This window comes from Cyclobacterium sp. 10D3-21, from assembly GCF_055809755.1.
Map to the genome: position 1 here is coordinate 6643191 of NZ_CM147924.1, position 26054 is coordinate 6669244.

Genomic DNA, 26054 nt, shown 5'->3' on the forward strand with positions numbered 1-26054 from the left:
TCGCTAATAATTCCCCAATTCTTCCAATTGCATCTTGTATAATCTAGCCGTTGTTTTCGCTGTTTTAACGATCGCCTTTGCTATATGTATATTCATTTTGGGATGATTCAATGCCTGCTCTAAATTATGAAAATGATTTTCATCAGCAGTGCCATGGTAGGTAAAGAAAGAAACCTGGCTGTTTTTCAACTGCAACTGGTCTTGAATCATTTCACCCCAAAAGCCGGCCAATCGTTTTCCTATTCCCTCAATAATAAACATCGCCCCTAGTAAATCAATGGGATTGGGTTTGCTTGCCTGCTGAAACATAAAGGAAGTCAAGGCAACAGTACCAATGTTTTTTTCACCGGACCTTATGGTTTCCATACTCTCCCCCAAAGCCTCAAAGTTCCTTTCAAGCATTTGGTAATCTTTGTGTTCTGTTGCAGTGTGTTTGATAAATGCAGAACGCAGTTCAAACAAGTCAATGTCTATATTTGAGGCAGCTCTGGAAATCCATTGAGAACCATCTATGACTTGTTGTCTAAGGTCTGTTAACAACAGCTTATAATCAGCAACACTCAACTTCCCATCATGAATCTTGGCGACTACAGGTACTTTGAGCAAGGCCGTTTCAAAATCAATCCAAACTTGGGCAAGGTTTCGAATCAACCACTCTGAAGTTTCATTTTTATCAATAATCAATTCAGGTGGTTCTATTTCTCTGATTGGGTAGGCCTTGGTCTTCAAGTTAGCATTTCCCACCACAGTTAATCGCATATAAGAAGTAATAAATCGACCGCTTTCAGGTACCATACAGAGTATGGTATCACCAGTATTTAGCTTTCCGGAATACATCAATTCTTCCAACATAATGAAAATTGAAGCTGCCCCGGTATTCCCTTTGGATGTGAGATTGCTAAACCATTTCTCTTCGGCTATGGCTCCTCCTCCCTTTTCCATCAGCTCCTTGATTGTATCTTTGAAAACCTCAGATGAATAATGACAGCACAACCAATCTATTTGAGAAGCATTAATCTTCCCCTGATCGATTAACTCAAAGTAATGCGCTACACCTGTTTTGATTACCTTTTCTAAGAGCCTGGTATCCTGCTTCAAATTTATTGCCCCTGCTTTAGAAGCTTCCTCATAGCTTGAATAATCAAGCCAGGTTTTTTCCGCTTCATTTTTATTGTCCGTCTTGCCAGTATACATGCATACTGGGAATTCATTGGCATAGGACTTAAGGTCAATCCAGTCTATTCTCAAAGAAATTCCCTCATGATTTTCCTTGTTTTGAAGCACAAAAGCACCAGCTCCATCAGAAAGCATCCATCGCAAAAACTCTGCATCAAAAGGCAAAGCTTCTACTCCCTGTGCCTCGAATCTTGACGCTTTAAACATTCTACTTGGAAGCTCACTTCCTACACAGACTGCATTCGGTTTCTCTTCACTCTTAATTTGACTATAGGCATTTTTCAGTGCCATGATCCCACTGGCACAAACACTTTGGAAACTGGCTACTTCACAGCGCTTGAAGTCCAAACCAGCATGCACCATGCTAGCAAATCCAGGAATTGGCAAATCTCCTTGCGTGGTTCCTGCACACAATAACTCAACATCAGCAGACCGTAAATTGCTTTTTTTGAGGGCATTCTTCACCGCATTCACAGCCAAAAGAGCATTGGAATGCGTGGTTTCCTGGGATTTGTTTAGGGCGTAATACCTCGTTTTAATGCCATTTTGTTTTAGAATGCGTTCTTTTACACGGCTATCCTTCCCGTTGATTCTCCCCAGAAAACCTTCCATTTCTTCGTTTGAAACAAGTTTATTAGGCAAAAAGGCACCGGATGCGGTTATATATACTTCATTCATTTGTTATCTGTTTTGCCTGGAAAACAATTTATCCAGAAGGTTAAGGGCAAAGCCATAGTTTTTCCTACCGCTACTATGGTGCTCATTGTGATAGGTGCCAAAGTGCTCCCACCCATTCCCATTGCCATTTCCAAACCTATAATTACAATGGCCTGCAAAATTCAATAAAATACTTACCAGAGGGAATATGAAAACGGCAAGTATAGAAAACGGAATAAACGGCAATATGGTTAAAGGTACCGTACTTAATAATAAGGCCTCCACCCAATGAAAACTATACACGGAATACACTGTTGGGACATGCGATTTATGGTGAATATAATGCACCTTTTTCATCATGTATTTTTGATGCATCAATCGGTGCACGAGGTAAAAGTGAACCTCATTCCATAAAGTAAGTACAATAAGCCCAGCCAATACCGTAAGCCATGTATTGGGCAATAATTCTATAATACCTAAACGTACAAAGTAAATAACAGGTATAATCGAAAACCCAAAGACCACAATGGACTTCAGAGAATGCTTGATTTCAAAAACGATTTGCCGTCGAGAAACTTCCTCGGGTCGGATTTTGTGAAGCAGTCTACGGGATTCCAAGAACTGGCAAACGGCCAGAAATAGGGTGCCTAAACCAAAATAAAGCAGCAGAAAATAGCCAAACGAAAGTCCAAACAAAGTAAGGTAGGAATAGTCGTACAAGACATGTTCTATAAAAGGCTCCATTAGGTATTTAAGTTTTTAACCGCTATGGGGTTTCGATACCTAAAGATAGGTATTTCTTCTATTTGTCTTTTAGCAATACGTCGAGGCTTGTGCTAAGGTTTGGGCCGGCAAATCGGCAAATGATTGTAACCCTCGTAGGGTTAAATTTTTAATTGGATGAAATGGATGCTTACTCCATTGTCCTTAATTATAGGTTTTCAGAGAAAATCTAAAAAAAATCTTTAATAGCGAAGGATTAGTGAAGAAACTGCGTCTATAAGGACATGAGAAAAGCATTGTATTTAATTCTAACGATAAGTTTATTTTCCTGTGAGAATGAAAAACTGCCTGTTACTCCTGGAAAGGTATCTATTTCAAATGTTGTTCTTGAGAATTACGTGAATGAATATACCCAAGAAGTTTCTGTTCAGGTAAATGAGGACAATATTTCTATCAATAGCACCGGATTGCCTGATCATAAAACGCCTTATTGGGGTGAAGGACACGAAATGTTTGAAGCTTTCCCAGGAAGCAATCATGCCAACATGAATACGAGCATGATTTCATTTAATTATTCCATGACCATCCCCACAAATCCAAATGAAAGTTCTTATAAAGAAGAAACGGAATTGGGGCCGGTAGGAATGGCCTTAAATGGTGTTCCTATTTACAATGATTATGAAGGTGGTGGGGTTTTGCAAGAGAATGCTTGGGGAACTTTTGATGCTTCAGGCGGTCATCCAGGACCACGTGAGGACTATCATTATCATAGCGAAGGCACTTATCTTACTGTTAATGATGCTGAATTAATTGGCTTTTTAAGGGATGGCTTTCCTGTCTATGGGCGCAAAGACATGGACAATTCTTATCCAGACAACCTGGATGAAAATGGTGGACACACTGGCGCAACTGTTGATTTTTCGGAAGGTATTTATCACTACCATGTCAGCAATGAGGTTTATTCTACCTCAGGTTTATACGTCATAAAATCTGGGGCCTATCATGGATCCAAAGGAACATTCACTCAATGATATTCAATGGTACTCTGTTCAGATAAAATATTGAAAATGATTTTGGTTCTCCTGATTGGTATAGGCTTGTTGGCATGTGAGTATGTCTACAAAGAGAACGAAGAAAAGTTTGAACTTGATTATTCCGTGGATACTTCAGGGATCCCCAATGACACCATAAATTTTAATGAGGCAAACGTATCATTGGTAAATGGCTACTATTATTTAGGGAATGAAAAATATTCAGGGATCATTTACAAAAAGCAAGTTGGATTCAATATAAGCACCTATAGTTCAATTTTAGATGGTGTGCTTCATGGTTTATATACAAGCTATTACGATAATGGAAAGCCCTTTGAAGTCCGGAATTATAGAAATAACCTTTCAGTGGGCAAGCAAATTGGATACTGGGAAGATTCCGGCGAGCTAAAGTTCGAATACAATTATTACAAGGACAAAAAGGAAGGTGTGCAAAGAAGTTGGTATGCAAACGGAGCCCCTTCTTATGTATACAATTATAAAAATGACAAACAGGATGGATTACAACAAGCATGGAGGCCTAATGGCAGCTTGTATCGAAATTTTCAAGTTAAAAATGGTACAAGATTCGGTTTGCAAAAAACAACTACCTGTTATGCCTTAGAGGATGAAAAAATAATTTGATTTACTATTTTAATATAAAATAAAGCCCGTCATGAAACCTTTTAATCAGAATATCCAAACGAACAATTTAAAAAAGAACTTTTATGAGGACTTTCTTAATCGCTTTAAAAAAATAAACACTGACCTGAAAGAAGTAAAAGAGTCCCTGCCAGAAATGAATGATTTTAGCAGGGACTCGAAAACTGAAACTTGTAAATAATTAATTATTTACTCGAATTTGGTTGTCCCATTCGGTTGTAGCACAAACTGAAAAGTATAAGTAGCCCCTTCATCCGTTAGTGGATCCAGCTCTTCATCTGAGGGACTTCCTTTATAGTAACTTAGAATTTCTACTTTTGCGTAATTGCCTGAGGCCGTCTGCAGTAAAATCACCTTGCCCGGAATAGGTTTTATCGCATGGGTAGTTGGGTTATAACTGTACCAGCCATTACCGCTACCAGTAGGGATAGCCAATTCTGTTTCTGTATCCATGGAAAAAGTAGCTGTTTGAGGTACTTCCTTAATTTCCTGGAAAACCCCATCGACCAAAGTTGCCCTGACATTTTTGGCTGCATTTGTTCGGATGGTAGTGCCTTTGAAAGCAAGGTCCCAGCTCTCACTTTCAGAGAGTAATTTATTTTCACTAAAACTATAGTATTGGAAAGGCTTTTCCTCCACTACCTGTCCTGTATTTCGATCTATTACATCATTAGGGGCAGAAAGATCTACTACCATTTCCGCCTCCAAGGGCAATTGAGGTTCTTCCTCATCGGCAGGATCACAGGCTATAAAAACAAATAGACTTAGGAAAAGAGACAATAGCATTGATAAATTTTTCATTTGAAGTTTTGTGTTATAGTTATAAATTTAATAGTGGTATTTTGACGCCTACAAACAGTAATCTTCCCGGCATATTTGGCTGAGACAAATTGGTCGTATTGAATAAATTATTAATTCCAGCCTCTAGAAAGATCCCATTGGTAAAGGTTTTTGTAGTGGTCAAATTGACATTAAACCAGCCGGGGGCAAATTCTGTCTTATCGTCCAATATCAAGTTTCCATTCAGGTCCGAAAACCCAAACTCACCTCTATACAAGACCCTTAAGGACCAGTTTATTCCTGTTATTTTTTCTAAATAGTTCACTTTGAAATTGCCACTGTGAGCACTTCTGTTAAATAGCCCACCGTAATCGGCACTTGTCACGCGAACCGTCTGGTTACTGGCATTTCTCTTGAAAATCTCACCCTTCTCTATTTGCTCCAATACATCCAGATCTCGGGTATCCAGAAAAGCATAGCCAGCACTAAAACTTAGGTTATCATTGTATTTGTATTGCAAATCAAGGTCTAAACCTTGGGTGATCACCTGACTAATGTTGAAATAGGAAAAGGCATTTTGCCCGGAAACCAATTGGGCGATGGGGGCAGTTTCAATCATGTTTTCCAAGTCATTTCTATAGGCATTAACCTGTATCAATACAGGTTCCACAGGTTTCCATCGAAACCCTGTATTAATGGCCCATGAATGTTCCGCTTTAAGCTCGCCAAGGTTCTCTGGCTGAATAAGGCGTTTGGCTACCAGCCCTTTTTCTTCCAGTCTTTCTAATTCCTCATTTGCCAACCTTGAACCAAACACATAATAGCCAGCAGAGGCATTATTGAAGTTCAATAGTAGCTGCCTGAAATCAGGTGCTTTAAAGCCTGAGCCTATTGATAACTGCCAGCTAAAAGTATCCGAAAACTTGTATTGGCCGGAAAGTTTTGGACTTACACGACTTCCATATACGCTGTGAAAATCTCCCCGAGCACCGCTGACAATATTGATTTTATCAGAAGCATCCCATTGGTGCTGTAGGTAATAATAAGTGGCGTCGAAATGATTCCTATCGTCATACCGTGTCGCTTCAACCGTTTCCCCTGAGAAGCCCAAACCCAAGGTTATCAGCTGCTTTTGATTCACCTGAAAATCTGTCTGCAACTCGGTTCTTTGGAAATACTGATCGAAATCCTGCCTATCAAATTGCTCTCCATCCAGCTGATACCTGCTGTCTGAGGCCGTACTAAATACAGTGCTCATATTTCTGAGGGTAATCAACCAGTCATTGTTTGGTTTGTACCTTAAGGTCGGATTAATATTGATCTCATTCCGTTTGTCCTCCACGTCCAATAACTCCTTGCCAGAACTCTCTTCCACTTCCAATTCTCCAGTCGCATGGTCAGTATATCCCCGCATGAAAAGATTGAAATTCCAGCCTGATCCTAAGTTCGCACCAAGCTTCACTTGAGTACTATGCGACTGGTAAGGGTTTTGCGTATTCCCCGTCACTTCAGGCGCCAGGTCATAGCCATCTGTCTTATAATAATCATAAAGGAATGCGACATTCCATTTTTTCTCTCTTATTCCGAAATCCAAGTAGGGATTCCATGAATTAAAGGATCGGTGCCTCAGGCCCAGGTCAATTTTTTTCCCCTGGCCTCCGGATTTTGTAATGATATTCACAACCCCAGCCATGGCTTCACTTCCATAAATAGCGCTTGCTGGCCCTTTGAGTATCTCTATTCGCTCAATATTAGAAACAGAGATACGGTTTAAGTCAAATGTTCCGGCAGTCCTGCCGATCAAGGGTTCACCATCCAGTAGGATAAGAATATAATCTGTATCCAGCCCCTGCATTTGCAAACCTGTGCCATGATTGGACACAATCTGCAGACCTGTCTGCTCACTTAGCACTTCAGAAAGTCGAATCCCTCCGGTCTCCTGTATGGCTTTCTTGCCAATCACACTCACCGGCATGGGCAAATCTTCAACAGTACGATCAGTGCGCGTTGCTGAAACCACCACTTCATTCAGTTCTCCTTCCTTTTCTTTCAGTACAATGACATCAGACAGACTCCATTCGGCCCAACTAAATCGCTTGCTTTCATGCCCCAATGCAAAAACCAAAACGGAATCACCAATACCCAATAGTGCCGGGCTTACTTCCCCCGAAGGACCAGCAACAATTGGTGGCAATTGATCCACCTGAACCACTGCTTGTGGCAGCGGATTGCCGTAATTGTCTACAATGATTTTATCTCCCTCGGCTCCATGCCCCACCAAGGGATAGAGAAGGAATAAAACAATCATGTTAAGTTTAATTAGATTAATTCTAATCATTGATTTAAAATTTTTTACGCAGGGGTAAAGTTCCCCTGCGATATTTTTAACTCAGGCTATCCAGCAATTTTTTCCATGCATCTTTTTGTGGGAGCCCTGGTTTCCTCAATCCAAAAAATTGGCAAACCATATCCCCTTTCTTGTCAAATAATTCCAGTGCTGAGACCAAGCCATCTACTGTATTTTTGTGCACGACAAAAGCCTTGTCGATAACCTCCTCATTGAGGTGCATATTGAAATCCGGATCCATAACATTAAGCCATTCACCTAATTGTTTGATGTTTTTGACTTTACCCTGATGAATCTGAATATTTCCTTTATTTCCTGCGAAAATCATAATGGGAAGCTTTGTCTCAGAAGCGGTATTCACCACTTGTCTTGCAGACAATCTGTCTACCTGATGGGCCCATTTCTCACCTATCCATTCCACAGCATTTAACCGATTCAATTTGTACTTACGCAACATCCCAAAGAAATCATGGGTGTCTTTCATATTTTCCCAGTCAGAAGAAAAGCTGGCTTTATCCAACTCATCTTCGGTGGTATATTCTGGTACTGCATTGGCTACAGGCGTCAATGCCGAAACCTGATCCTTATGGAGATGTTCCAAAACCAAACCCTTGGCAAAATCATCATCTGATTTTTCCTGTAGGTAAACTTTCATTATCGCATCTCCCTGCGCGTCAAAATATTGAAAGCTAAACATTGGCCCACGTGGAGTTTCGCTATTTACGGCAAAACCATACTTCCATCCACTAAAAAATATACGTTGTTCTATGGGGCCTATCACTGTTGCTACCTGATGTGGAGTGGCTCCATGAATTTCTATTTTTTGAAACGCACCTTTGTGTTCCAATACACATCCTTCACTTCTGGTCAATGCCATTACTTTTTCAAGTCGAGGAAATTTCTTCACCTGATCAACGAAATCTGTAGACAAACGAACTACGTTTTGGCCAAGGCCAGTGGCTACCAATTCCGCTTCTGAAACATTCAAATGCTTTGCAGCATCCCTGATTCTAAGTTTAGGGTTTTCCTTTTTAAGCGCTTCCCAAGAAGCTTTTAAATTATTCAATGAAGTAGGTATCGCTTCCATTTGGTTTTTTATTATAAAGTTTGAATTGAACCCGAAATAGGCAACACCTATTTTATTGCATAAGCCGGGTTGGTGAAAATATTTTTGATTTATTGGCGCTGTGCACAATCAATTGATTGGTTACTGGACAATTCATAATTCTTATGGGATGGTCAAAGACTTTCTCTAGCATACAGCCGTCCATCCCTTCTTTCATTGGGCCACAGTAGCAAATTTTACCAGATTTTAAGAGTATGATTTTGTCCGCATATTGGGCGGCAAGGTTTAGGTCGTGAAGAATTATCAGCACACCTATATTTCGGCTTTTTAGTTGAAGTAAGATCTCCAAAACCGCATGTTGCTGGGCTATGTCCAGGCTAGAAGTAGGCTCATCCAGCAATACATAACGTGGATAGGGCTTTCTTTCCCAAACCTGAGCCAAAACCCGAGAGAGTTGAACACGTTGTTTTTCCCCTCCCGACAATTGGTAATATTCCTGACCTTGCAAGTGTTCGATTTTAGACAAGGCCATGACTTCATCCACTATTTTTTTTGGGTTTTTAGGCTGAATTGAGATAAGCCCCAATTCGATAACTTCCCGAACGGTAAATGGAAAGTTAACGGAAGAGTGTTGGGGCATTACTGAACGCACCTCTGCCAATTCCCTGGCTTTAAATTTGGAAATACTCCTGCCATTATAGCTCACTACTCCACATGAGCAACTAGACTCACCTGAAAGCAATTTAAATAGCGTTGTTTTACCTGCACCATTAGGCCCCAATATGGCTAAAATCTGCCCAGACACAATTTCTAAACTCGTGGTATCCAGAATGGTACGGTTTCTTGTTCGAAATTGAATATTTGAGGCCGTTAGCATTGGCATTTTATTTTTTCAAGTTATAAATCAATCCCATAAAGAAAGGAGCTCCCAATAAGGCAGTTATTACTCCTATTGGCATCTCTGCTGGTATGGCAATTGTTCTGGCCAAAAGGTCAGAGAAATTCAATAAGATGGCTCCTAATAAAAAAGAACCTGGCAAAACCAACCTGTGGTCAGCACCAAAACTTATTCTCATCAAATGAGGTACTACCAAACCCACAAAACCTATCATTCCAGTCAAGGAAACAGCTACACCAACAATCAGGGCAGTGGAAACAAGTAAAGTCACCTTTGTTCGGTTTACATTTACCCCCATATAAAATGCCTCTTTTTCTCCCAGAGCCAATGCGTTTAAATTCTTCGATCCTTTCAATAAGACAATGGAAGGAATGCAAATCAGTCCAGCGGCAATCGGAAGTTTGTCCCAGGAAGCTCCACTCAAATCACCCAAACTCCAGAAAGTAAAGCTCCGCAACGCAGTATCATCCGCATAAAACAAGGTAAGCCCGATCAAGGCTCCAGCCAAAGCATTTAAAGCCACTCCCGCTAGAATAATAGTGGCAGTATTTTCACCATCCTTATTGGCTCCGAGATAATACACTGCAAATACGTTAATCAAGCCTCCCAAAAAAGAGAACAATGGCAAGCCTATTCGCTCCAATATTGGGAAAGTGCTTGCTATTCCTGGAAAAACGACCAGAAAGATAACGGCGAACAGGGCACTCCCGCTACTCACTCCTATTAGACCTGGTTCTACAAGGGGATTCCTGAACAAACCCTGCAATGCTGCTCCGGCAATTCCTAAGCCTCCACCAACCAATACTGCAAGTAATATTCTGGGAAGCCTGATCTGCAACAAAACATTGGCAGCCCTTAGGTCAAATGCTTCTAAATGGTAGCCCAATGGCTTAACCAAAGCGGCTATCACTTGCGATAACCCCACTGAATAAGCCCCGACAGTGAGGGATACCAATAAAATCCCACCAAGAACTAAGGCCAATGACACAAGTACCCACCGACTTAATCGCTGTTTGGAAAAAGTAAGTGGTAGCGCTATCATTTTTTTCTTACGGCTTTAGCCAGTTCCAATGCCACTTGACCAACTCTAGGTCCAAGACCTGACAAATAATGTCCGTCAAAACTAAGTACCTGGCCTTCTTGAAAGGCTTTGGTTTCTTTCATTCCTTGAATATTTGATAAACCCTCTATTCCTCCCAAGCTTTCAAGGCCGGAATCAAACAACACAAGGTATTCCGGTGACATTGTCACCAAGGACTCCGGAGTCAAAGGCACAAAATCCTCGAAACCCTGAGCTGATGAACGAATACCTGCCATATTGAAAATAGTTTCGGCAAAAGTTTTCTCTCCAGCCACGAATAGTGTTTCCGGTCCCCTTGCCATGACGAAGGCTGCACTGGGCTTTTCCTTATATCCTCTCAAGTAGTCAGCTAATATTTGTAGGTCTTTGTCTATTCCCTCATTCATAACTTCTCCCCGCTCTGGCACTTCAAATAAAGCTGCCAATTCTGTCACTAGTGCCTTTGTTTCTGTAGGATTCTCTGGCTTTTTGAAAAAATGAACCTCCAGGTCCATCAATTTCAACTGGTCTACCACGTCTTCAGACAAATAATCTTGTTCTGCTAGAATCATGTCAGGAGCAAGCGACAAGATCCCTTCGGCCTTGATTTGATTTCTATAACCTATACTAGGCAAAGACTGCATTTCTGGCGGATAAGTAGAAGTGCGGTCCGTCGCAATGATCTGGTCACCAAAGCCAAGGGCATAAACTATTTCAGTAAGGGTTCCTCCTGCTGTAATAATATTCAAACTATCCACGTCCTTAATGTCGATGGTTTTCTTTTCACCAGAAGAGCAAGCCACAAGGATAGCTGTGAAAAGGCATGCAAACAGTAATCTTATCATTTATTTAGATTAATTATTAATAAAGTATTAAGTCACGAATGTAGCTCTATTTGGATTAATTCCAAATAAAAATAATAAGAATTTTTCATTTCTTTATGCATGGTTAACGCACATGGTCAGAATTTTAAACCATGTACCCTAAATGGCTCGATGAATTATTCACTTTTCACCTAAATCATTTATTAATAGACCTTATCACTTTCCTACTACCGAATACATTATAATATTATGTGGTTAAAATTATATTTCGGATATTCATTGAAGTCAATAAAAAAGGACTTGAAAGATTTATGGTGTAATTCTAGGTGGCCACTTTTGTTGAAAAATGGTAAGTAATAGGTCAGTCCGTTGTTACTTAGCTCAGGTAAAATTGGTGATTCCCAGGATTAACCAGCGTTGGTATAAACTAAAGGGCTGCTATTTTACTCTATAAACACACAAATTTTACGCATCCTATGCTTAGAAATTTGTTATTATTTAAAAACTAGCTTACAAACAATTATTAATATGTACCAAAAACCCCAATTTATTAAAATGAAAAAATCAAAGAATTCCTTTGGTAAATACTTTTTAATACTTGTCATGCTGGCTTTTGTAGCAGCTTGCTCAAGCCCAAAAGCAACCGAAGAGGAAGAAAAAGAAGCCAGTGACTTCGAGATCGTAAAATACAACAACCCCGGAGCCAGTTCATTTTTGGGTGTAGGCTTATGGGCCTGGCCCCTACCTATGGATTATGATGGGGATGGAGACATGGACATGCTTGTTTCTTGCCCTGATAAACCGTTTAACGGGCTTTACTTTTTTGAAAACACAAGCGGTGAAGATTTTCCAGATTTCGCACCTCCAGTCAGAATAGGAGATGCCATATCCAAAGTACAGATTTCTCATACAGATCAGGGCGTACGGGTTTTAATTCCAGGTGCGGAGTTGATGAACTTCACGACAGACCTGGCTTCCACCCCTCAAGACCTATTTCCAATTGAGGAATTAACCAAAGAACTGGGTAAAAAACCAAGATTCAACCAGTGGAAAATGATTGATTATGAAGGAGACGGTGACATTGACATTATTGTTGGGATGGATGACTGGTCTTCTTACGGCTGGGACGATGCCTATAATGATGAAGGTGTCTGGACCAACGGACCGCTTTTTGGCTATGTATACTTATTAGAAAACAAAGACGGCGACTACGAAAATAGAGGCCGGATCAAAGCTGGAGGGAAAGAGATAAATGTTTATGGTGCTCCTTCACCCAATTTCGCTGACTTTGATGGAGATGGAGACCTTGACCTTGTTTGTGGAGAGTTTCTGGATAAGATGACCTACTTTGAAAACACAGGAACACGAGAAAAACCTGTTTATAAAGAAGGTAAATTATTAGAAAACGAGGAGGGTATAATTACCATGAATCTAGAAATGATCATTCCTGTAGCACTGGATTGGAACAAGGATGGACATGTGGACCTGGTAGTAGGTGATGAAGATGGCCGTGTAGCTTTGGTTAAAAACACGGGAGAAACGAAAAATGGACTTCCCATTTTTAATTCCCCAAAATACTTCAGACAGCAAGCCGACAATCTCAAATTTGGCGCTTTGGTAACACCAGTAAGCGTAGATTGGGACAATGATGGCGATGAAGACATCATTGCGGGTAATTCTGCGGGCCATTTTGCCTTTATAGAAAACCTGGACGGAGCAGCGAAACCGAAATGGGCTGAGCCAAAATTATTGGAAATCGATGGTGAACCGATAAGAATCCAAGCCGGTGACAACGGATCTATTCAAGGACCTGCTGAAGCAAAATGGGGTTACACCACTTTGACTGTAGCTGACTGGGATGGAGACAACAACAAAGACATTGTTTTCAACTCCATCTGGGGTAGAGTAGAATGGATCAAAAACACAGGAAATGGATTAATGGCTCCTCAGCCAGTGAAAATAGATTGGGCAGACCAAACACCACCTTATCCAGCATGGAACTGGTGGGAGCCTGAAGCCAATGAATTGGCGACGCAGTGGAGAACAACTCCTTATGCCATCGACTGGAACAAAGATGGGGTTATGGATTTGGTGATGCTGGATCATGAAGGCTACCTTGCCTTCTTTGAAGGGAAACAAGGTAACGGTGAACCAATTCTTCAGCCCGGAAAACGCATCTTTTACGGAGAAAATGGCTCCACATTTACCAACAAAGACAAGGTGGAAGATACAAACCCTGGCGTCTTAAGACTTAACACTGCAGATGCAGGCAGCAGTGGCCGAAGGAAAATCAGCTTTATGGATTGGGACAATGATGGAGACCTGGACCTATTGATCAATAGTGTTAATATTTCCTTATTTGAAAACGTAAGCGAAAACCCTGATAAAGTAGTCTTTAACCATAAAGGCCCTATATCTGAATTAATCCTTGCTGGACATACCACAAGCCCTACTTTTGTTGATTGGGATAAAAATGGGATACTGGACGTCTTGGCAGGGGCCGAAGATGGACATTTCTATTACTTCCGTAGGTAGAAAATAAATCAAAATTTTAAAAAAAGCCTCTGCAACAATGGCAGAGGCTTTTTTGGTTTAATTATTTTTTGTGATTATTTCTAGCCAATCATCAGGAAGCGAAAGCAATTGGTTTTGACTCAACAGGGCCTTTTCTAATTCAGGATAGGGTATGTCTTGTACCGCTAAATTTTCATTAACAGCAATAGCTGCTGCTGCACCAACACTCTGGCCAACGATCATAAATGTAGGGACGATCCTGGTGCTTCCATAACCTATATAGCTTGATGAGAGACAAGTTGGCGTCAATAGATTAATGCATTCTTCTTTCTGTGGCACTGTGGCCTGAAATGAGATTTTAAAAGGTTTCCAAGTTCCATCGTTTTCTACATGGGTGAATCCTTCATTATAAGCTTTACCATTTTTTACAATTCTCCGTGCATGGTGCACATCTGGCGGCCACCATGCAATGCCAACAGGGTCTGAAACGGTATCTTTAACCTTAATATCGGCATTGTGTTCAGTGATGACGTAATCAGACACCATTCGTCTTCCACTTCGGATATACAGGCGACGTGGCCAATTGCCATTGTCTGTGAACTCATCTTTTGGCAGGCCCCAGCCTTCCCAATTGGCCCTGTTAAGACTATCCACGCGCTCGTCGTTCTGTAAAAACCACAGCAGGCCTAAAGTAAAATCACGGTGATATTTGATAATACTGTCCTGTTTTTCATAATTCCCTTCAGGGTATTCCCAATTCTCTCCATAAAGGTTTGCCGATAGATCGTGCCAACTGCCTATGTCCGTTTTACCATTGTGTCTATTGGCTTCTGGTTTGAATAGCTTGCCACCTGCTTGGAAGTACCTCCTGTAAATTTCATACCTTTCCGGTACATAGTTCTCAGGTTTGTTGATCGGCAACATGTTATTCTCCTCTTTTGTCAGGCACATCCTGAAACAAAAGCCTTGAATATAATGACTGGGATCCCCATGGTTTCCTAATTCGCCAGCTTGAATGGTTGGGATTAGCCCGCTAGTGGAATCGCCTTCAATAATATAGGGGTCAACGGCTACCATAAATTGCTTGAAAGTATTTACTTCCTGAACGCCGTTAAGCTTTTCCCCATACATTTCATTCCCCTCACGAATTGTTTCAGTAGTTATTCCAGCAAAATGCAGTAAATGGCCTTCAATGGAAGCATCGATAAATACCTTGGCATTTATTTCTGAACCATTTTCAAGAATTACCTTTTCTATTTTGTTTCCTTTTTTATCTACACCGTTTTGCTCCTTTATCCTGGAATTTCTAATGATGGTTATGTTTTTTTCTTTTCCCAGCATCTCCTCTATTATCTCTTCAGCAACAGAAGGCTCATATTTTGAATACCATTTCGGGTTATTAAAATCAGCTTTTCGGCCGTAATGTTCACCAACTGCTTCATAAAATTCTCGGGTAATCCCTCCAATTACAATTGCATTTCCAAATCGCATGTCTTTTCCAAGGCCTTCCACCACCATTCCTCCTGGATGACCTGTTGGCTCTATTAATACTACTTTCTTGCCCATCCTGGAAGCCTGGATAGCTGCAGTAAATCCAGACTCGCTTCCACCTAAAATACAAATATCAGTAGTAAAATGGTTTTGTTGAATTTCATTGTTACAAGCGTTTAGGAAAACGCATGCGGTCAATAAATAAAGTAATTTTAAAAATTTCATGTATTCTTTAAATAGGGTTTATGTCGTTTTTTTTACTGTCATCTAAGATGAGATGCTGTGATTTTACCTAATCTGGAAAAATACAAAAGTAAGTTTTCAGCCCTCGCTAAGGCCAATAATGATTGAAGTGACTAAAATTTCACACTGCATTCCTAAAAATACTAATCTTGTGGGAAAACCGGTAGTTTGCCCCTTATTATCTTTTCTTCCAAGGTGAATTTTAAGAATCCAAAAACCCAAATGGAATGAAATCTTTGTAGCCAGAGGCGAAAGCCCCTGATAAAACAATGCTAGCAAAAATTCAAATTAGCCTGATTACGTTCGGTTTTCCATTTCTTCTAATATGGTTTTTGTCCAAATGTTCAGGCGCTATTCATTCGCCTCAAATTTTACATCGCAACATTTTAGGTCTTCGTCGCAATCTTTTTTGCTTTCATCGCCCTTAATAAAAAGACAGGCTGGAGCTGCTTATGTTTGACCTATAATTCAATCACAAACAGACAATATTATCATGAAAAACATACTTAAAAGTTCCGCAGTAGCCGCATTAATGTTCATCTCTTTAACTTCCATGGCTTATGATCCAAGCACAAGTTTGATCAAGGGAAGCGACGCTAAAAGCCTGGTCTTTGAAATGGCTTCTACTTCTAAAGAAACGGTTGTTTCCCTAAGCGATGCCAATGCCAACACTTTATTTTACGATGATGTGACAGATAAAAATTACGCAAAGAGTTTTAACCTGAAGAACCTGGAAGCAGGCACCTATTTCCTAAAAGTAAAGGATGAGGCCCAATCAGTGGTTTACACGATTGCCATTGAAGATGCTGCAGTGAAAATCATAAACAAAGAGGTGACAAAGAAATCAAATGTATTTGACACAGAGGGCAAAAAAGTACATCTGAACCTTAACAATAGCGACTTGAATAAAGTAGACATAAAAATCATGAACGAAGACAATGCAAAAGTCTTTGGAGAGACCCTGACTAGCCAGGCAAACATTGACAAAACATTCAATTTTGAAAAAGCCATCAGGGGAAACTACATCATTAGCGTTAAAGACGGCAAGAAGGTTTACTATCAAAATGTAAGTGTAGATTGAACCCGAAGTAAATAATTAGCCCTTCGATTTTCAAATCGGAGTGTAAGATTTTCATAATGGAGACGCCCCTGCCTTTACAATTGGTACTGTGCAGGGGTTTCTCCTTTTTTTATTGCCGACATAAGCTGCATTTTTCAAACTCAGACCACCTATAAACGGTCTGGTATTTTTATTTAGCTGCGACCTAAGACTGCATAAGTTGGGCTATCGAGCCAAAGCAGAGGGACATAAGTTTCATTTTAAGGCAAAAACGGATATATTGAAGGTAGATCGACCCAAAAAAACAATTCATGATAAACTGCATTGCCATAGATGATGAACCTCTTGCCCTGGAATTACTTAAAAACTATATTGGTAAAATAGCATTCCTTAATTTAGTAACCACCTGCGACAATGCTTTTGATGCAATGGAGGAAATGCAAAAGCATCCCATAGACCTTATCTTTATTGACATCCAAATGCCGGAATTAACGGGGCTTCAATTTATTTCAAGTCTTGAAAAAAAACCTTTGGCAATAATTATTACGGCATATAAAGAATTCGCTTTGGAGAGTTTTGAACTTGATGTTGTCGATTATATGGTAAAACCTGTTCCCATGGAGCGCTTCCTAAAAGCCTGTAACCGAGCCAAAGACCGCTTCGATCTACAGGTTGCCCATATTCCTACTCAAGCAAAAAAAGTACTTGATCATTTTTTCGTAAACGTGGATTACAGCCAGGTTAAAATAAAATTTGTGAACATTTTATGGCTCAAGGGTTATGGAGATTATATCAAGTTTTATTTAAAAAGTAACCCAAAGCCTTTGGTGGTTCGCATGAGTTTCAAAGAAGTTGAATTGGCTTTACCTGAGGATCAATTTATCAGAATACATAAATCCTATGCAGTGGCAATCGGAGAAATTACCTCCATTCGAAAAAACAGTGTGTTTATAGGGGAGATGGAATTTTCTGTCGGAGAGTCCTATAAAGAAAACGTAGAAAAGCTGATCAATTAATCCCAGGAATCCAATACAAATGCATTCTCTTATAAAAACATAATCTGCTTACATTGGTTAGTTAAAAGCATAGAAAAGCCATTTTATCACTCCATCTTTGAATACATGAAGGCCGAGAAAAAAGACCAAAAAGAACACCAGCAGGATCTGGAGAAAAAATCCAATGAAGTAGAAGAGTCGGGAAAGTATACGGAAATCCTTAGCCGTGTTATTCACGAAGGAGAGGAGATATTTAAAATTAAAAAATTTGCCGTTTTTTTGAGTGCATGCATTGCCGGCCTTGAAATTGGTTTTAGCTATCTATTGATTTGTACCTTGTATTTCCTGTTGGTGGGAAAAGTGGAAGAAAATACAATTTTTAAATTGTTCGGCCTGGTTTACCCATTGGGTTTTATCATGGTGATTCTTGGCAAATCTGTGCTTTATACCGAGCAAACCTCTGTTCTGGCATTGCCTGTTTTAAATGGGCAAAGAACCGTTTTGGAACTATTGACAATTTGGGGCTTGGTCATTATTGGAAATCTTCTGGGGGGAATTTTATTTGTTTTCTGTATAAGTGATCTGGCTTCTCAGCTAAATCTTTTTGAAAGGGAAACAATGGTTAAAATTGGTAGCCATATATTGGATCATAGTTTCTGGGTTTTATTGTTAAGCTCAGTATTTGCGGGTTGGCTTATGGGCCTTTTAACCTGGATATTGAACAGTACAACCGATTCTCTAACCCGTATCCTATTAATCGTACTGATCACCGGCACCATAGGTTTTGTAGGTTTTCACCACAGCATTGTAGGGAATATTGAAGCATTTGCTGGGTTTTTATATTCAGAAACAATCTCTCTGGGAGATTATTTGATGTTCCTTGTCCTTACCTTATTGGGAAATGGAATTGGTGGTTCTATCGTTGTGGCGCTATTTAAATATCGGATTTTTGAATCCCATTACGCTTCGAAAAGTAAAAAATAAGCAACATTATAAGCAGTAGCAAAAAGCAAGGCACCCTAGTTAATTTCAGTGAAGATTTTCTAGTTTCTGAAACAAAACCCTTGGCTATTGATTACATCTGCGCATTCAGAATTTGTTAAATGAAATTATCGGTTTTGGTCAAGCGGCTCTTCTTTGCTACGGGAAGTTTTAGAACGTAAAAGTAGTCACCACAATGCCATGATCAGAAGGATAGGCAATGGTTTTTCCATTAATGGAAAAGGGTTCGCCCAAGAATGCTTTGTAGGATTTTGATTCAATGGCCTGTAAAGCGTCACCTTTATAATAGACATAGTCGATTCGGTGTTCGTCCTTTTGCCCTTTGGTGTCCCATGTGATCCCAGGATCTGTAATTACGTTTGGATTTAAAGTTCTATAGGTATCGATGAAGCCCAGGCCTTCTAAAACTTTGGTGCTGTACCATGGCACTACCAAGCCATTGTGCATTTCTCTGGTCTGTTCTCCCCAGTCCAAATGTGAAAGAGAATTCATGTCCCCACCGAAGATCATAGGTATGGAATCCGTTTCTGCACTGTATTTTTTCAAATAAGGAAGCACCTTTTGAATCATGTCATACTTGGTTTCCGTACGTTCCCAAGCCAGCAATTCCCCTGTGCTTAAGCCCAATTCTTCAGGTGCATCCTCCCAAGGCAAATAGTGAAACCAATTGGAGAAAAATCGAATTTTTCGGTCGTTTATCACTATTTCTCTCCCTCCCAAATAGAAGGGATAATCCGTGTCAATTCGCTCTCCAAATGGAAACTTAGAAAAAATAGACAAGTTGACGGTTTTATCGTCCAAAGCGGTTCCTTTTTCTGCAATCAAATGAAAGTTATAGCCTAAGGAATCTGCAATCATATTCCCTGAACCATACGTTTCTACCATCAAAATGACATCTGGATCAATTTCTTTAATGATTTGAATAACATTCTGGGGGCCGTTTTCAATATCATTACCACCATGCAAAATGTTCCAGGCCATAACCTTGAATGTTTTTGTTTCTTGCTTCGTATCACAGGAGGAAGAAATCAATACAAATGACAAATAAAATAAAATTCGTTGCATGGAATTACAAATTTTCAGAAATGAATTATTAGAGATATGCAATACCAAGAAGTAAAATTAAGTTATAATTAGCTGAAAATTAGGTATTTTAGAGCTGAAATAAATTTCAATCCCTCTTATGTGTAATACTACAATATTTTCTAAAACTTTCTTTCTGAATTCAGGTTAAGTTAGTTAAATATTTAATAAAACCTGCCCATTTAAGTTTATAACTATATGAAATTCAACCCTACTGTTTAGGTGAAATTTGAGAATAGCTATGGCACACGCTTTATTTTAGATTGCATTTTTCTCTTTTGCCCTTTCAATGTTTCTTCTACCAAAGGCTGCTCGGTAACCGTATCATTTTAAAGAATGACTTAAATCATAATTATTGGTACAATTCATACCTAAATTCGAAACCTATTCAATCTTAAATGCTTAAATGCCTAAATCAACCTCCATAAAGTCCCGTTCTCAATCATTTCTAGTCGAAATTGGTGACATGACGCTTTTCGCAGAGCGCTTTTTCAAGGAAGTTTTCAGCCTGCCTTTTGAGTTCAAAGAACTACTTCGTCAGTGCTATAGTATAGGAAACCGTTCTTTGCTTTTGGTAGGGGTAACCGGATTTATTCTAGGCCTTGTTTTCACGTTACAGTCACGCCCCACCCTAATGGAATTTGGAGCGGAATCCTGGATGCCATCAATGGTAGGCATTTCTATAGTCCGGGAAATTGGTCCTGTAATTATTGCCCTCATCTGTGCTGGAAGAATTGGCTCTGGAATAGGGGCAGAACTGGGTTCTATGCGCGTTACGGAACAAATAGACGCAATGGAGGTTTCAGGAAACAACCCTTTTAAATACCTGGTCGTTACCCGTATTTTGGCCACTACTTTAATGTTACCCCTATTAATAATAATGGGCGATGTTATTGCACTATTTGGTTCAGCCATTGTTGAAAATTTAAAAGGTCATGTCTCCTATATGCTCTATTTCAACCAGGTTTTTGATGCACTCAGTTTTAGCGATATCATCCCCGCTACGATGAAATCCGTTTTCTTCGGTTTTGCCATTGGGCTGGTGGGTTGCTATAAGGGGTACAATTGTTCCAAGGGAACCGTAGGTGTGGGAGAAGCCTCAAATTCTGCGGTTGTTTATACTTCCATGCTTTTGTTTGTAATTGATTTTATCGCTGTGTTTGTAACTGATATATTTTTCGAAATCTAAATGGATTCCAAAGAAAACATAAAACCCGTATTAGAGTTAAGAAACCTTCACAAAAGTTTTGGAGAAAACCATGTGCTCAAAGACTTTAACCTGAAACTTTTTGAAGGCGAAAACCTGGTCGTCATGGGCAAATCAGGATCAGGCAAATCAGTAATGGTCAAATGTTTGGTGGGCCTAATACAGCCTGATAGTGGGAGTATAACCATTAAAAACCAGGACATTATTACCATGGGGCAAAAAGAATTGGATTTACTTCGCACCGAAATCGGATTTCTTTTCCAAGGCAGTGCGCTGTATGATTCAATGACAGTACGTGAAAACCTGGAATTTCCTCTTCGGCGCCAAACCCATAAGGTAGCTGGTTTCGAAAGTACTGAAGCATTGGTCAAGGAAGCATTGGAAAACGTTGGTTTGTTGGAGGCCATAGATTTAATGCCTGCAGAGCTTTCTGGAGGAATGCAGCGACGGGTGGCATTGGCACGTGCTTTAATCTTAAAACCAAAAATAATAATTTATGATGAGCCAACAACAGGTTTGGATCCGATTACGGCAAAGGAAATTATCGAGTTGATGCGGAATATTCAAAAAAAATACCATACCTCTTCCCTTATTATCACCCACGATGTGGATTGTGCAAGGGTAATCTCAAACCGTATGATTTTATTGGTAGATGGCACCAATTATGTAGAAGGAAGCTTTGATGAGCTTTCGAATTCGAACGATCCAAAAGTACAGGCATTCTTTAAAAACTAATATTATGGGAAAATCAAATTCTTACAAAGCGAGAGTAGGCCTATTTGTAGTGATTGGTACTGTGCTACTCATCGCAATCCTCTATTTTGTAGGAATGCGCCAACATATTTTCAGCAGAAACATCCAGCTCTATAGTGTTTTTGAAAATGTAAATGGCCTTCAAACAGGGAACAACGTTCGTTATTCTGGGATTGATGTGGGCACCGTGAGCAAAATAGAAATGATAGACGAAAGAAACATCCGTATCCAATTGATGGTGGAAGATAAAATTTCCAGATTTATCAAAAAAGACGCCATTGCCTTTATCGGCTCGGATGGATTGGTTGGAAGTATGGTAGTAAATATTGTTCCTGGAAATGAACAAAACGCAAAACCAGTCAGCTCAGGCGATTCCATTCAGTCCTACAGCAAAGTTGGGACCGATGACATGCTTTCTACGCTGAGCACAACCAATGAAAATGCAGCCTTGCTTACCGAAGATTTGCTAAAAATAACCCAAAAAGTTTTAAATGGTAAAGGCACCTTAGGTACACTATTGAGCGATACCCTGCTGGCAAGAGACATTAGGCAATCATTGATAGCGCTAAAAACCACAACCCAGAGTACCTCAGCATTGGTCACACGCCTAAATGCTATTATTGAGCAAGTGAACTACAATGAAAGCACTGCCGCTGTTTTATTAAGCGACACGATTTCAGCCAACCAAATGAAAGCCGTGTTTTTTAACCTTGAGAAATCAAGTAAAGACATTAACAGTGTTACACAAAATCTGGAGGAATACCTTTCTGAAATAAAATCTGGAAAAGGAACTATTAACCATTTCACACAAGATGAGGTTTTGGCCAATAACATTGACTCTACAATGGTTAACATAAAAGAAGCTGCTGAGAAATTGAATGCAAATATGGAAGCCCTCAAACACAACTTTCTATTCCGCAGGTATTTCAAAAAGCAGGAGCGACAGAAAAAACGAGAGGCCGAAGGTTCTTGATTCAAGCGGTAAAAGAGGTTGTTATAGGTATTGCAGCGGAAAAAACAAAAACCCTCCTGAAACGCTCTATTAGGGGTTTTATTGACAAGTTTTAAATTTACCCAACAGTTATTTACACTAAAATTATAATTAATTCTGTAATTAATGAATTTCGGAACTGTTTTTGTAGCTATTAGCCTAAGTGAATTCCGTGTGATTTTTATTTAAACATTCGGGTTATTATTTGGTTTATACTTTTAACTTAAATCATTAAATTATGAAGAATACTTTACTCTGCCTTGTGCTGGTAATAGGTACAGTTTTTTCTGTGCTGGCACAAAGTAAAACTGTGACAGGGAGGGTAACCTCCCCAGATGAACCGGAAGGGATTCCGGGTGTGAATATAAGCGTTAAAGGAACTATGGTTGGGGCAATATCAGACATTGACGGCAACTATACCCTGGCCGTTCCAGAAGGGTCAAACCTGCTGGTATTTAGCTTTGTGGGCTTTGTTCCACAAGAAGTAACGATTGGAAACCGAAGCAAAATCGACGTGGTATTATTGCAGGACGTCAGGGAACTCTCTGAAGTAGTGATAACCGCTTTGGGTGTGGAAAGGAATAGAAATGAATTGGCCTATTCTGCACAGGAAGTTGATGGCGACATGATCACCCGTACCAGAAGCCCGGATTTTGTAAATTCCCTTTCGGGAAAAGTTGCGGGCCTTGACATTAGGAGCAACAACACCATGGGTGGTTCTACCAACGTTATTATAAGGGGTTATTCCTCTATTACAGGTAACAACCAAGCCTTGTTCGTAATTGACGGTGTGCCGATAAGTAATGCGAACAACAATACAAGTAAACGCGCCTACGAGGCGAATGAAAGTTATGGAAATCAGCAAGAAGGCCGTGTTGGTACAGACTTTGGAAACGCTGCAGCAGATTTGAACCCCGATAATATCGAATCAGTCAATGTCTTGAAAGGTGCCGCTGCCACCGCTTTATATGGTTCTCGTGCGGCAAATGGGGTGATCATGATTACCACCAAGAAAGGCAAAGAAAACAGCATGGCCCTCACTGTAAACACAGGAGTAGTGTGGAGCCAAATAGATAAAAGCACTTTTGTAAGGTACCAAAAAGATTATGGTGGAGGTTATGCAGATGCTTTCCGCACCCCTCAAGATCTCGGAAGTGGCGTTGGCCCTGTAGTAAGGTTTCAAGATGATGCCTCTTATGGGCCTGCATTTGATCCAGGCCTTATGGTATATCAATGGGATGCCATTGATCCATTTTCTCCAACTTATGGAAAAATGACACCTTGGGTTGCTGCTCAAAATGATCCAAGCACCTTTTATGAAACAGGGTTGAATTCCAATCAGAGCATTATTTTAAGCGGTGGTGGAGAAGATGCCACATTTAGTTTAGGATACACCCGTAATGATATAAAAGGAAATTTACCAAACAGTACGATAGATAAAGACCAGTTTAACTTTACAGCTTCCTATGATGCGACGGATCGATTGACAGTTACCGCGTCTGGAAACTATGCACGAACTGTAGGTATGGGTCGCTATGGAACAGGCTACAATGGGCGAAACCCCAACCAACAATTCAGGCAATGGTGGCAAACCAATGTGGACATTAGGGATCAGGAAGCAGCTTATTGGAGAAATGAACAAAACATAACCTGGAACTGGAACAGTAACAATACGGGCCCAATTTATTCAGATAACCTTTACTGGTCCAGGTATCAAAACTACTCCAATGACAGTAGGGACAACTATTATGGCTATGCTGCAGTAAACTATAAGGTCAACGACTGGTTCAGTGTTATGGGGCGTGCCTCTTTCAACACCACCACCGACCTTCAGGAAGAACGTGTAGCCATTGGTAGTGCAGATGTAAGCCAATACACCAGATTCAATAGAGATTTTAATGAGTCTAACTTTGACTTGTTGTTAAACTTTAACAAGGACATATCAGAGGACATCAGCTTTACAGGCTTGGTAGGATCTAATTTGCGTAGAAGCAGGATGAGTTCCATAAGGGCCAGCACCAATGGTGGCTTGGTAGTGCCTGGATTATACAGTCTTTCCAATTCACGGAATGCCATCCAACCACCATTTGAAGAAGTACAAGATATAGGTGTTGATGGAGTATTTGCAAACGCCAACTTTGGTTACAAAGAGACCTTGTTTGTGGAAGTATCTGCTCGTCAGGACAAATCTACTACTTTGCCTGAAGACAACAACACTTACTTCTATCCAGCAGCAGCAGCTAACTTAGTGTTTTCCAAATTATTGGATGCTTCCTGGTTGTCGCATGGTAAGGTCAGGGCAAATTATGCAGAAGTGGGTAATGATGCCCCTGCCTTGAGTTTGTATGACGTATATGATGCGCAGACAGGCTATGGATCTATCCCTATATTCTCTCTTCCGAGCACAAGAAATAACAACTTCTTATTGCCTGAAAGGCAAAAAAGTTTTGAGGCTGGGGTAGAAGCTGACTTTTTTGACAGACTCTTTGGGTTTGATGTAACCTATTATAAATCAAACACCATCAATCAGATTTTGCCGGTGAATACAACTGCAGCAAGTGGCTATACCAAGAGGTTTGTCAATGCTGGAGAAGTTCAAAACCAGGGAATTGAGGTTTCTGCCTTTGTAACCCCCATTCAGACCCAAGATTTTCAATGGACCATGAACTTAAATTTCGCCCGAAACAGAAATGAGGTAATTAGTCTATATGGAGAAGGAGAAAACGAGGTATTAAATGTTCCCATAGCTTCTTTCCAAGGTGGCGTTTCCGTCAATGCGGCCGTAGGTCAACCTTATGGAGTTATTAGAGGCAAAGACTTTGTTTATACCAATGGAGAAAGAACCGTCAATGAAGATGGTTACTATTTGGTTTCAGACAATTCAGATGAAATCATTGGTGATCCGAATCCTGACTGGATTGGTGGTATTAACAATACCATTACGTATAAAGGCATTTCATTAGGATTCTTAATCGATATCCGAAGCGGAGGTGACATCTTCTCCCTAGATCAATATTATGGTGAAGGAACAGGATTATATCCTGTAACCGCAGCTTTAAATGACAAGGGAAATCCTTCAAGACTGCCTGTAGCAGATGGCGGTGGAGTATTGTTACCGGGAGTAAAAGCAGACGGCAGTCCCAATGACATCTATGCCGAAAACCTTAACGGCGATGGCATAACCCCATTTGGTTATGCGGCCAACAATTATGGTGAGACCCCACGTTCCCTGTATACTTTTGACGGGAGTTTTGTGAAATTAAGAGAAGTGGCGGTGACTTACACCCTACCTCCTGCCTGGATTCAAAAAATGGGGGTTTTTCAAAGTGTCGACCTGCAACTTATAGGCCGTAACCTATGGATCATCCATAAGAACATGGAATTTTCCGATCCAGAGGAAGGTTTGAGCTCCGGTAATGCCGGCAGGGGTTATCAGGGAGGTGCTTATCCTGCTTTGAAGAATTATGGTTTTAATGTTCGGTTAAATTTCTAA

The 26054-nt window shown here is 40.2% G+C and carries 20 protein-coding genes; 10 read left to right on the top strand and 10 right to left on the bottom strand.

What is annotated here, in order from left to right; translation table 11 throughout:
* Positions 1-3: 3 nt before the first annotated feature.
* Entirely contained in the window at positions 4-1854 is a 1851-nt protein-coding gene (locus AC0L7T_RS25895) for a 3-oxoacyl-[acyl-carrier-protein] synthase III C-terminal domain-containing protein (protein ID WP_473339512.1), read from the bottom strand.
* Between the two features lie 3 nt (positions 1855-1857).
* Positions 1858-2577: a sterol desaturase family protein gene (locus AC0L7T_RS25900; RefSeq protein WP_473339515.1), complete on the bottom strand. Its 720-nt coding sequence runs from the start codon at positions 2575-2577 to the stop codon at positions 1858-1860.
* 263 nt (positions 2578-2840) lie between these two features.
* On the opposite strand from AC0L7T_RS25900, the gene AC0L7T_RS25905 reads away from it, so the two are divergent.
* Both AC0L7T_RS25905 and AC0L7T_RS25910 read left to right on the top strand, forming a co-directional pair.
* Entirely contained in the window at positions 2841-3587 is a 747-nt protein-coding gene (locus tag AC0L7T_RS25905; RefSeq protein WP_473339516.1) for a YHYH protein, read from the top strand.
* 36 nt (positions 3588-3623) lie between these two features.
* Positions 3624-4229, top strand: coding sequence for a toxin-antitoxin system YwqK family antitoxin (locus tag AC0L7T_RS25910; protein ID WP_473339517.1), 606 nt, complete (start codon positions 3624-3626; stop codon positions 4227-4229).
* Between the two features lie 207 nt (positions 4230-4436).
* On the opposite strand, the gene AC0L7T_RS25915 is transcribed toward AC0L7T_RS25910, so the two are convergent.
* From AC0L7T_RS25915 to AC0L7T_RS25940, 6 genes are read right to left on the bottom strand one after another with little or no spacing between them, the layout of a single operon-like run.
* Positions 4437-5048, bottom strand: a complete 612-nt coding sequence (locus tag AC0L7T_RS25915) for an HmuY family protein (protein ID WP_473339520.1) — start codon at positions 5046-5048, stop codon at positions 4437-4439.
* Positions 5049-5067: 19 nt separating this feature from the next.
* Entirely contained in the window at positions 5068-7365 is a 2298-nt protein-coding gene (locus AC0L7T_RS25920; protein WP_473339522.1) for a TonB-dependent receptor plug domain-containing protein, read from the bottom strand.
* Between the two features lie 46 nt (positions 7366-7411).
* Positions 7412-8461, bottom strand: coding sequence for a hemin-degrading factor (locus tag AC0L7T_RS25925; RefSeq protein WP_473339524.1), 1050 nt, complete (start codon positions 8459-8461; stop codon positions 7412-7414).
* Between the two features lie 52 nt (positions 8462-8513).
* A complete protein-coding gene (locus AC0L7T_RS25930) occupies positions 8514-9317 on the bottom strand; it encodes a heme ABC transporter ATP-binding protein (RefSeq protein ID WP_473339525.1) in 804 nt (267 codons plus the stop codon).
* Between the two features lie 7 nt (positions 9318-9324).
* On the bottom strand, positions 9325-10380 hold the full coding sequence (locus tag AC0L7T_RS25935; protein ID WP_473339530.1) for a FecCD family ABC transporter permease: 1056 nt from the start codon (positions 10378-10380) through the stop codon (positions 9325-9327).
* Positions 10377-11243, bottom strand: a complete 867-nt coding sequence (locus AC0L7T_RS25940) for a heme/hemin ABC transporter substrate-binding protein (RefSeq protein ID WP_473339533.1) — start codon at positions 11241-11243, stop codon at positions 10377-10379. The genes AC0L7T_RS25935 and AC0L7T_RS25940 overlap by 4 nt, the downstream gene beginning before the upstream one ends.
* A 534-nt stretch (positions 11244-11777) precedes the next feature.
* On the opposite strand from AC0L7T_RS25940, the gene AC0L7T_RS25945 reads away from it, so the two are divergent.
* Positions 11778-13757 carry an FG-GAP repeat domain-containing protein gene (locus AC0L7T_RS25945; protein WP_473339536.1) on the top strand — a complete coding sequence of 660 codons (1980 nt, stop codon included), beginning with the start codon at positions 11778-11780 and terminating at the stop codon, positions 13755-13757.
* Positions 13758-13814: 57 nt separating this feature from the next.
* Here the strand turns inward: AC0L7T_RS25945 and AC0L7T_RS25950 are convergent, their stop codons facing one another.
* Entirely contained in the window at positions 13815-15452 is a 1638-nt protein-coding gene (locus AC0L7T_RS25950) for an FAD-dependent oxidoreductase (RefSeq protein WP_473339538.1), read from the bottom strand.
* 511 nt (positions 15453-15963) lie between these two features.
* On the opposite strand from AC0L7T_RS25950, the gene AC0L7T_RS25955 reads away from it, so the two are divergent.
* The 3 genes from AC0L7T_RS25955 to AC0L7T_RS25965 all read left to right on the top strand — a co-directional run bounded on the left by AC0L7T_RS25955 (position 15964) and on the right by AC0L7T_RS25965 (position 18509).
* A complete protein-coding gene (locus AC0L7T_RS25955; protein WP_473339541.1) occupies positions 15964-16551 on the top strand; it encodes a hypothetical protein in 588 nt (195 codons plus the stop codon).
* Positions 16552-16841: 290 nt separating this feature from the next.
* Positions 16842-17546, top strand: coding sequence for a LytR/AlgR family response regulator transcription factor (locus AC0L7T_RS25960; RefSeq protein WP_473339542.1), 705 nt, complete (start codon positions 16842-16844; stop codon positions 17544-17546).
* A gap of 105 nt (positions 17547-17651) precedes the next feature.
* A complete protein-coding gene (locus tag AC0L7T_RS25965) occupies positions 17652-18509 on the top strand; it encodes a formate/nitrite transporter family protein (RefSeq protein WP_473339543.1) in 858 nt (285 codons plus the stop codon).
* Between the two features lie 168 nt (positions 18510-18677).
* Here AC0L7T_RS25965 and AC0L7T_RS25970 read toward each other — a convergent pair whose 3' ends face one another.
* Positions 18678-19592 (bottom strand): endonuclease/exonuclease/phosphatase family protein, encoded by a 915-nt coding sequence (locus tag AC0L7T_RS25970; RefSeq protein ID WP_473339545.1) that lies wholly within the window; start codon positions 19590-19592, stop codon positions 18678-18680.
* 424 nt (positions 19593-20016) lie between these two features.
* On the opposite strand from AC0L7T_RS25970, the gene AC0L7T_RS25975 reads away from it, so the two are divergent.
* The 4 genes from AC0L7T_RS25975 (at position 20017) to AC0L7T_RS25990 (ending at position 26054) form a co-directional block, all read left to right on the top strand.
* Positions 20017-20799 (top strand): MlaE family ABC transporter permease, encoded by a 783-nt coding sequence (locus tag AC0L7T_RS25975; RefSeq protein ID WP_473339546.1) that lies wholly within the window; start codon positions 20017-20019, stop codon positions 20797-20799.
* On the top strand, positions 20800-21552 hold the full coding sequence (locus AC0L7T_RS25980; RefSeq protein ID WP_473339549.1) for an ABC transporter ATP-binding protein: 753 nt from the start codon (positions 20800-20802) through the stop codon (positions 21550-21552). It begins immediately after the preceding gene.
* Positions 21553-21556: 4 nt separating this feature from the next.
* Complete coding sequence (locus AC0L7T_RS25985) at positions 21557-22543, top strand: MlaD family protein (RefSeq protein ID WP_473339550.1); 987 nt, start codon at positions 21557-21559, stop codon at positions 22541-22543.
* Between the two features lie 256 nt (positions 22544-22799).
* Positions 22800-26054, top strand: coding sequence for a SusC/RagA family TonB-linked outer membrane protein (locus tag AC0L7T_RS25990; RefSeq protein ID WP_473339553.1), 3255 nt, complete (start codon positions 22800-22802; stop codon positions 26052-26054).